This window comes from Komagataeibacter kakiaceti JCM 25156 (genome assembly GCF_000613305.1).
In genome coordinates this window covers 1-8,721 of record NZ_BAIO01000072.1, presented here as the reverse complement: position 1 = coordinate 8,721, position 8,721 = coordinate 1, and the positions used below count along the sequence as shown (strand labels likewise).

Annotated in this window: 8 protein-coding genes, 1 tRNA gene and 1 pseudogene; 1 reads left to right on the top strand and 9 read right to left on the bottom strand. The window is 61.2% G+C overall.

From position 1 onward, the window contains the following. Positions 1-78: 78 nt before the first annotated feature. The 9 genes from JCM25156_RS27120 to JCM25156_RS28730 all read right to left on the bottom strand — a co-directional run bounded on the left by JCM25156_RS27120 (position 79) and on the right by JCM25156_RS28730 (position 7,859). On the bottom strand, positions 79-951 hold the full coding sequence (locus JCM25156_RS27120) for a cellulose synthase subunit BcsC-related outer membrane protein (protein ID WP_084296468.1): 873 nt from the start codon (positions 949-951) through the stop codon (positions 79-81). After that, positions 927-1,649, bottom strand: coding sequence for a hypothetical protein (locus tag JCM25156_RS27115; protein ID WP_051577491.1), 723 nt, complete (start codon positions 1,647-1,649; stop codon positions 927-929). The genes JCM25156_RS27120 and JCM25156_RS27115 overlap by 25 nt, the downstream gene beginning before the upstream one ends. Further along, positions 1,601-2,494: a hypothetical protein gene (locus JCM25156_RS27110; RefSeq protein ID WP_051577490.1), complete on the bottom strand. Its 894-nt coding sequence runs from the start codon at positions 2,492-2,494 to the stop codon at positions 1,601-1,603. The genes JCM25156_RS27115 and JCM25156_RS27110 overlap by 49 nt, the downstream gene beginning before the upstream one ends. A gap of 8 nt (positions 2,495-2,502) precedes the next feature. Continuing rightward, positions 2,503-3,936 carry a tetratricopeptide repeat protein gene (locus tag JCM25156_RS27105; protein ID WP_148299346.1) on the bottom strand — a complete coding sequence of 478 codons (1,434 nt, stop codon included), beginning with the start codon at positions 3,934-3,936 and terminating at the stop codon, positions 2,503-2,505. Between the two features lie 25 nt (positions 3,937-3,961). Beyond that, the gene (locus tag JCM25156_RS06475; protein ID WP_242402514.1) at positions 3,962-5,086 is read right to left on the bottom strand and encodes an acyltransferase family protein; all 1,125 of its coding nucleotides are present in this window, start codon (positions 5,084-5,086) and stop codon (positions 3,962-3,964) included. A gap of 64 nt (positions 5,087-5,150) precedes the next feature. Further along, on the bottom strand, positions 5,151-5,870 hold the full coding sequence (locus JCM25156_RS06470) for an SGNH/GDSL hydrolase family protein (protein ID WP_025812528.1): 720 nt from the start codon (positions 5,868-5,870) through the stop codon (positions 5,151-5,153). A gap of 926 nt (positions 5,871-6,796) precedes the next feature. Continuing rightward, on the bottom strand, positions 6,797-6,946 hold the full coding sequence (locus tag JCM25156_RS29370) for a hypothetical protein (RefSeq protein ID WP_159104974.1): 150 nt from the start codon (positions 6,944-6,946) through the stop codon (positions 6,797-6,799). A 405-nt stretch (positions 6,947-7,351) separates the two neighbouring features. Then, a tRNA-Glu gene (locus JCM25156_RS06455) sits at positions 7,352-7,427 on the bottom strand. Positions 7,428-7,511: 84 nt separating this feature from the next. Next, entirely contained in the window at positions 7,512-7,859 is a 348-nt protein-coding gene (locus JCM25156_RS28730; RefSeq protein ID WP_025812527.1) for a hypothetical protein, read from the bottom strand. Positions 7,860-7,907: 48 nt separating this feature from the next. Between JCM25156_RS28730 and JCM25156_RS22105 the strand changes: the two are divergent. Then, positions 7,908-8,721 (top strand): annotated as a pseudogene (locus JCM25156_RS22105) (RluA family pseudouridine synthase); the annotation flags it as partial.

Sequence of the window (8,721 nt, the reverse complement as noted above, 5' to 3'; positions counted from 1 at the left end):
CAGCGCCACAAGCGCGCAGGCGGCGAGAGCGGGGCCGGTCGTGTTTGCAAGCCATTGTCTGCGTTTGGCCATGGCGGCTCAGTCCTCATCAACCGACAGGCGCGATGATCCCGCGCCCCGTGCGGTGTCCGGCGCATCGAAGGCATAATGGAACAGCAGCATGCCGGTGGCTTCCGACCAGCTCCCCGCGCGCGTGTAGCCCCCGTTCACCCCCAGACGGAACCGGGGTGTAAGCTGATAGACCAGCCGCCCCCCGAAATTACCCGCAAGGCCACTGGCCCCGCCGCCGCCGAAAGTCCCCCTTCCCTGCGGCAGTTCGGCCTGCAGGCCGGGGTTGCGCGGGTAATAGGCCGACCCGCCGCCATGGTAGTTCTGGTAACCCGCCTCGCCACGCAGGAACCAGTTCCACCGCCCCGCATGGCCGGACCATTCCACCGGCACCATCGCCCCGTAATATGCGCTGGGGGAGAAGTAGCCCCCCTGCCCCAGCGTGAAGAAGTAGGTGTTGCGTTCATACCCGAAATACATCAGATCCAGCCCCACGCGCAGCGACTGCCGGTCCTTGAGATTCCAGACCTTTACATTCCCGCCCGCCCCGGCTTCCCCTTCGGTATTGCCGATCACGTCTGTCCCTTCCAGATAGGCGCCACCACCACCGACATAGGCCGTCCATGACGAGGTGGCGTATTCCAGCGCTCCATGGCCGAAAATGCGGGTGACACCGCCCCATGTCCGCCCGGTCGCGGGGTCGGTCATGCCGCCATAGGACAGTTCGCTATCCGTGACCATGCGGCGGCCACCGCTGATCCGCAGCCTGAGATGCCGGGTCAGTTGCGGCGCGAATTCGACCCCGCCCACAACATTGGTGATGGGAAAGCCCAGCGGGGATGACCCCACATCGCCCGTGAACCACCGGTTGCTGTAGCTTACGCCCAGCGCGACGCCCTGTATTCGTAATGATCCCGGGTCGTACCGCCATTGACGGCCTGCGTGCCGAAGGTACTCGGGTTGTAGGCGCTGGTGGTCTGGCCGGGATTGCCCGTGAACAGGAACGTGGGCGTGATGGAGAAGGTCAGCCGGTCCGCGCCAGAGGAAAGCGGGTACGTCCCCGTGACCGGCGCGGACAGTTCCGTCATCTGCCCCTGCCCGCGCGCGCCGGTACGGCCACGGACATAAACATTCGCGTCAATCTGCGGCGCGAGGGATTCACGCAGGTAGGCGATGTCGCGCTCCGTGGCCTGAAGCACCGTATCACCGGATACATAGGAATACCGGGCGGGCAGCGTGACCGCCTTCGGCCCCGTATGCTCACCTTCGATCTCCGGCCAGGCATAATCGGGCACGAACGTGCCCGGCGCGTTGCATTTCACGGCCGGGCTGCTGCGGCACTCCAGGTCACGCGCGCGTTCCAGATCGGCAAGCTGCTTTCTGGGGTGTCCTTCCACCCGGTCAATGTCCGAGCGCACTTCCCACGTAACCGCACTGTCGGGGGCCAGCCGGGTCAGGCGGCGCATGTATTCATGCGCAAGCGGCATGTCCTTCGCCCCGGTGGCATCGCGCACGATGGAGGCCAGAATATCGCGGTCGTTCTGGCGCAGCTTCAGCGCGACCAGATCTTCGCGCAGCGCGCGGCCCGCGCGTTCCTGCATCTCGTAAACACGGCCCAGGGCCAGATGGCTTCCGCCGAATCGGGATTGGCCGCGACGAGGGGCAGCATGAGCCTCTCCGCCAGACCGGTTCTGCCCGCGTGGCTCAGCCGGTCCGACTTCATGATGGTCATGCCGATCTCGACCTGCCGGCGCACCCGCTTCTGGTCACTGGTGATGTCCGCGGGATTTTGTGCCGCAAGCTGGTCAAACGCCGTCAGGTAGGCCTGTGCGTCCGGCAGCGCGCCCATGCGCAGTGACGTTCCGGCATAATCCAGCTTCTGCTCCGGTTCGGGGTCGGGGGTGATCTGGTCCTCGTGTTGCAGCACCTTCCGCGCGGCGCCGGGATCGCCATGATCCAGGAAGGCGATGGCGATAATCGTGCCCAGCGTTCCATCGGGGTCTGGCGCGTTGGCCAGCGCCATGAGCCGCTCCCGGTAATCGGGCGCCTGGGGGTCGATGGCGCGGACCATCTGTGTCAGGCGGATCTGGCGTTCCGCCTGCACCATGGCGGGCGTGCGGGCGGACGCGGGCAGCCGGGCGTAAAGCCGCGCCGCCGTGGTGATGTCATGATGCGCCACCGCGTACAGGACACCGGCCTCGATAGCCTCGTCGGTCACATCATGCCCGCTGGTCAACGGCTGCATCAGGGCGTCCGCCTGCACGACCTGCCCGCTGTCGTACAGCGCGTTACCCAGTTCGAGACGGACCCATGGGTCATCCGGCATATGGACCAGCGCGCCGCGCAGCAGGGTGATGCGCCGCATCGGGTCATCCGTCCGGGCCGCCGCGTAGCGCAACTGCATGCCGCGCAGGAGCGAGGCCCGGCGTGGCTCCGTCCGCGCCACGAGCCCGATCAGTCATCGACCTCATCCCCCCGCCCCTGCTGGATCAGCACATAGGCGAGGTCATAGGGCGCTTCGACATTATGGGGGGCAAGATGCAGGAGTTCCCGATACACCCGCACGGCGTCATCCAGCCGGTCCTGCCTGCGGTACAGCGCCGCCTGCAGGAACAGCGCCGGCTCGGTCGCGCCGGGGTGGCGGCGCAGGCGGTTGATCTCGTCCTGGGCCACGCCCAGACGCCCTGCGTCAATGGCGGACTGCGCACTTTTGACCAGCGGGTCCGGCCCCACCCCGGTATAGACATGCTGCAGGGCCGTGCGCCAGTGGCTGTCGGGCGCGGGATCGGCCGCGACGGCCTGGGCAAAGTACTTTTTCGCGTCCTCCGGGCGCTGTTCCCCTTCGGCCACCACGCCCAGCCCGCCCAGCGTATCCGGGTCGTTGGGATTGAGCGCCAGCGCCTGCTCCAGACTGCGGGCCGCGGCCGGATAGTTCTTGAGGGACAGGGATCTGTAGCCCTCGATACGGTAGGTGGCCGCATCAATGACAGCCTGCGTTTCCTGCGCCTTCTGCAGGAGATCGCGTATCTCCGCGTCATCGGGGTGGGTATCCAGCCACTCCCGGTACAACGGTATGCTCGAACCCGTTATCGGCTCCCATGTCAGGGCAAGACGCCATGACGCCGCCGCATCCTGCCGGATGGAGGTGGAACTGGCGGTGCGGGCCAGCACCTTCAGGTCATCCAGCCCCAGTTCACGGTTGGTGATGCGGTAGGTCAGGATCCGGTCATAGGCCAGACGCGCATCCAGATCATCCGGGTTATGGGCGACATATTCACCCAGTTTGGTCCGCGCCTCCTGATAGCCGAGGATGGTGGAACCCAGCACACGATAATATTCCAGCGCCAGATCCGGCGGCGGGTCGCCATTCTTGAACAGGGCCTTGTACCTGAACATGGCCTGCATCATCTTGCCGGTTTCAGCCAGATGCCGCGCCTCGGCCAGTGCCCGTGGGTCGGGCTTGCCGTATCTGATTTCAGCATTGAGCATGCTGACATACGACGCGCCATCCCCCCGGCCCGAAAGCTGCCTGAGTGTCTGGTTCGCCGCCGCCGTATCCCCCGTCCCGACCTGGATGCGGCCCAGATCGTACAGCGCCCGGCTGCTGTCCGGCGCGATGCCGCGCGCTTCCCGCAGCACCTCGGCCGCCCTGTCATATGCCTGCTGGCCGATCCAGTACTCCGCCTTGCGCAACAGCAGCTCAAGCACCGCGTTTTCAGGCACAGGCGCGTTCCCCGCGGCGACACCCGCCTGCGCGACCTGCGCGGACGCCGGGGCTACGCCATCATCGGCACACGCCATGCCCAAAGGCATGCCCAACGCAACACCGCACAGCAGCGTTACATTGCACATGCCCTTGGACATGGGCATGCGGACGGACCGCACCACCCAGGACACAGGGGGCCTGTGGTCCTTAATGCACACGTGACACGAACGACACGTAAGACAGCACCCCCGCCAGCCCCGCGCACAGGCCCACCAGCGCCAGCGCGCCGCAATTCCGGACAGATGGCGTCACACGGCCTTCATAATCAAGGAAAACCCGCTCGATCCCCACGTAGCTGAGCAGGCTTATGACCATAACCAACGCCAGCACACCCCCCATAACCAGGCCATGGACCTGAAACATCAACAGGTAGTTCGCCATCACGATGGCTGGCCAATGCCACAGATATATCGAATACGAAATAACACCCATAGGGGAAACCGGCACCAGCAACATGCGCGCGACATCATGCTGCGGGCACATGATGATGGCCATGACCGCCAGACACGGCAGGGCGATCATGTAGGACGGACAGGCGAAGCTGAGCGGGTAGAAAAAGGCCGCGTAAAACAGAAAGGCCACGCCAAGGCCGCAGATGATGTTGGACACCGCGCGGCTGAAGCGCGGGCGGGGCATGATCCAGATCAGCGTGCCCAGGGAGAACTCCCACAGGCGGTCCAGAATATTGTAATAGGCCTGCGAATGACCGGTATGGTTGCTGTACAGGCTGCACCCCAGCGACAGCAGGAAAATCGCGACCAGCCCCCTGTTGCGGTGGTGGGTGTAGGGCAGCACCAGCGCGATGAGGAAAATGACGAGGTAGAACTGCATCTCAAGCGAAAGCGACCATGTATGCAGGAAGGGGTAGGCAATGCTCTGCCCCTCGAAATACCCGACATGACCCGCCGCCCATATGTTGGACAGGTAGACCAGCGCGTACGCCCCGTTAAGCGCGATATCGGCGCGGTCGCTTTGCAGCACCCACCACAACATGCCAGCCGATATGGCCGCGACCATGCAGAACAGCGCGGGCAGCAGCCGGTACAGGCGGCGGCTGATGAAGCGCATGGGCTGGAAAGGCTGCTGGATCAGCGCGGAACGCCCGATGAAATAACCGGAAATGACGATGAAGATGTCAACGCCGATAAAGCCGCCATCCAGCCACCCGGCATGGAAAAGCACCACGAAGACAATGGCCAGCCCCCGCAGGCCGTCGATATCGCGCCGCCGGTCCGTGGGGAAGAATTCATTGTGGAGGATCTGCCGCCACATGCCGCGCGCCCGCGCTGCCGCCTGCCTTTGACTCATAACCGGATACCCATGAAATACCGCCATTCTACCGGCCGGGCGCACCGCGTTCTGGCGGTGCGGTCCGGCCATGCGCCTTACTGCCCGGCGGCGGGTTCTTCCGCTTGATCTTTTCAAGTACGGGCAGCGTCGCCTTTACAATGGCGTCGCCCCAGACCTGATAGCTGGCGGCGGTGGCATGGATACCGTCAATGGTGTTGACCGAGCCCTGCTTCATAAGCTCCGTCCCGTCGATATAGGTGCAGGGCGGGACTTCCTGCTTCATGAACGCGGCCATTTCCAGCGTCCGCTGGTCGGTCTTGCCATAACGCGGGCTGTACTGCCCCCATGTCGGCCCGACCCAGATGCACGCGGTCTTGCCCAGGGTATAGGTCAGGGTCTTGATCTGTTCATCCACCCATTCCTGCGAGATCGTTTTCTGGCCGTATCCCGCCATCGTATCGCCCAGCACCACCATGACGACAGTCGGGTGCCATTTTTCAAGCAGCGACGCCATGGGGGGTGGAGACGCGGGCTTCATATCCGGCGCGCCGATCGGTTCATCCCCGATGCGCTCGGCCGCGCCGCAGCCGTTATTGGGGTTGGGCACGACCCAGTCCGCGGCGGTTGAGGAACATACGCCGTAGGTGATGACCTTGGCGCCCTGTCTGGTGAATTCGTCTGGCAGGATGGAAAGAAGGGAGTCCTTGAATGTTACATGGCTGTCGCCAATGATCAAAAGTGTGAGGCCCGCCAGTAGCGCATTCACAATACATGACTCCAGGATATTTATTTTCGAATACAGATCTTATAGCAGAAAAAAAAATGCCGAACCAGATCCCCGCCCCTGACGTGCATGATGCATGGGCGCGTGTGAAACATCTGGCGGGATATTTTAACAACATACTGTTTTTACAAATGTTTTAAGGAATTTGACCCGCGCGGTGCCGTGAAACAGGAATAAATGCGTCCGCATTCAAATGCCACATTACCGCTCACATTTCTCGATACAAATAAAGAATATTAGGAATACAAACCTACATTTTTCTCAAATATTCCGAATATAAACAGGATATTTTGAATAAATGGATTGCATCTATTCTCAAAAAAGCATGCCTGTTCAACATTATCGGGCACATGCCGGGAGTATTTTTTAATCGGCAGATTATGTGCCTGATTTATATAAATTATAAATCACATGCTCAATTTAATATTTAATTTTATTCATTCAGCAGGATGCGGTTTTGAATCCTCATATCCGACAGATAACCGTGCCTCTGGTATTCATACCCCACCGGCTTCCCATATATTTATGATATTCAGGTATATACAATACAGAACCAAAAATCCGGAAAAGAAACGTTTTCGGGGCCGCGACATATCCTGCGTTCATATCCCCCGCCCAATCCGGAAAAATGGTTTCCATCCCGGATCGCTCACGCCCGTACTGACGGGACGTCCGTCATCATGATCCTGACATTAACAATTATTATTTTTTTGAATATCGAAAATTTCACGCATGCACTGAACATGTATTATTTGATCTGACGCCAACAATACACAATCACACCACCAGAAATGGTCGATCAGTCGCGAAACATGAGGGTTTATTACGCGGGTCACGGTAGCGAGGCCGGGCTATGGCGCTGTCAGCCCTGCCGGATACATGGAAACAGGAACCGGCAATGACATTATTCAGAAATCAGGAAGCATGACATAAAGCACGAACAGGCTGAGCAGCGTAACACCAGTGATCAACAGCACCAGTATCGCCGTAACCGAGAGGCTTTTCATTCGTTCCGCCGGGGTGGAAAAGGGTGCGCGCCTGCTTTCGTCCTCGGTCATCTTGAACTCCATCCTTGATACCAGAAACGTCTTTCAGGAAAACAATCCTTCTCAGGAGCCCCGGATAAACATTGATATTTTCAGGGAGTTCCGGGTTTCCATTTCATTAATGAATTTTAATAGGGAAAATCGAAAATAAATTTATATTCTGTACAATAATAACAGGCGGGAATTCAGGAAAATTACCGTCCCTTACCCTACATTCATCAAGATAAGATCACGGTTATCAATAACATAGACAACCCGCAATTAGGATCTGACCCGCCGCAGGGGTGACTATACCAGTCATGGGCAGGAAAGCGGCGTGAACACGGGCCGCGCAGGGCAATGTCTGCCTGTCACGTTCCATCATGGCATGAAATGAATTGCCCATCCTGCGGGATATTCCGCTTGCTGGAATATCAATGGCGTCCCGTACGGGATTCGAACCCGTGTTGCCGCCGTGAGAGGGCGGTGTCCTAGGCCTCTAGACGAACGGGACCAGGGCCGACGCCGCTTCTATGTGATCCCGCCGCCCATTGCAAGGGCAAGAATGGGCACCGCCCGTTTTTCCTGCCGCCCCGGTTCAGGGGGCCAGCACAAGACGCGCCACGATACGCCTGCCCGCCGGATCCCATATGATGACCCGCCCGGCACGATCCCCCCCCGCCAGTACGGCCACGACCATGCCATCCGGGCGCGCCGCGACGGATTCAATGCGGGTGCCGGATGGTTCATCCAGCATCAGGTCACCATATTCCCCCTTACCCGCCGCGACCATCGCGGGCGCGGGCGCGGCCAGATGGGCCGTCTCGGCGCGGGGGTGCATCATCCGGTGCACCAGCACGCCCACCAGCCCCAGGGAGCCGACGAACAGCAGCACCCCCATACCGATCACCGCAGCCAACAGCGCGCGCGATCCCTGTTTTTCCATTATGTGCTTTCCGTTCCCGAATACCGTTTTTTCCGATAGACACATGCCATGACCGACACCGCCCCCCCTGCCCCTGTCATCGCCACGGCGGATGACGCGGGCCAGCGCACCGACCGCTTCATTGCCAGTGCGATGCCCATGCTGTCACGTTCGCGCGTCAAGGCCCTTATGGAAAGTGGCCACCTGTCGCGCAATGGCAGTCCGCTCCGCGATCCGGCGGAACCGGTGCGGGCGGGAATGTGTTATGAAATTCATCTCCCCCCCGCAATCCCCGCCACGCCGCAGGGGCAGGATCTGCCCCTGACCGTCCTGTTCGAGGACCGCGACCTCATCGTGCTGGACAAACCCGCGGGCATGGTCGTGCATCCCGCGCCGGGCAATGAGGACGGCACGCTGGTCAACGCGCTGTTAGCCCATTGCGGCGAGGGACTGACTGGCATTGGCGGGGAAAAGCGGCCCGGCATCGTGCATCGGCTGGACAAGGACACATCGGGCATCATGGTCGCGGCCAAGACCGAAATGGCGCATCAGGCGCTATCCCTCGCCTTTGCCGAACGGCGGATCGACCGGGCCTATCAGGCCATATGCTGGGGCATCCCCTCTCCCGCCCAGTTCGTTCGATGGCGCGATCGGGCGTGACCGGCGCGACCGCAAACGCATGGCGGTCATTGCCAATGGCGGTGGCAAGGCCGCGCTGACGCATTACCGTATTCTGGACACCTTCCACGGTGGGCTCGCGCATGTGGAATGCAGGCTGGCCACCGGGCGCACGCACCAGATCCGGGTTCACTTCGCCCATGCGGGCCATGCGCTGGTGGGGGATCCGGTCTATCTGCGGCCGGCATTCCCGCCGCCGCGCGCG

What these genes read in the sequence shown, in the direction of transcription:
- JCM25156_RS28730 (WP_025812527.1), bottom strand. Translation starts at nt 7,859, where the DNA reads ATGGAAAAACAGGGATCGCGCGCGCTGTTGGCTGCGGTGATCGGTATG.
- JCM25156_RS29370 (WP_159104974.1), bottom strand. Translation starts at nt 6,946, where the DNA reads ATGACCGAGGACGAAAGCAGGCGCGCACCCTTTTCCACCCCGGCGGAA.
- JCM25156_RS06475 (WP_242402514.1), bottom strand. Translation starts at nt 5,086, where the DNA reads ATGTGGCGGCAGATCCTCCACAATGAATTCTTCCCCACGGACCGGCGG.
- JCM25156_RS27115 (WP_051577491.1), bottom strand. Translation starts at nt 1,649, where the DNA reads ATGCAGGAACGCGCGGGCCGCGCGCTGCGCGAAGATCTGGTCGCGCTG.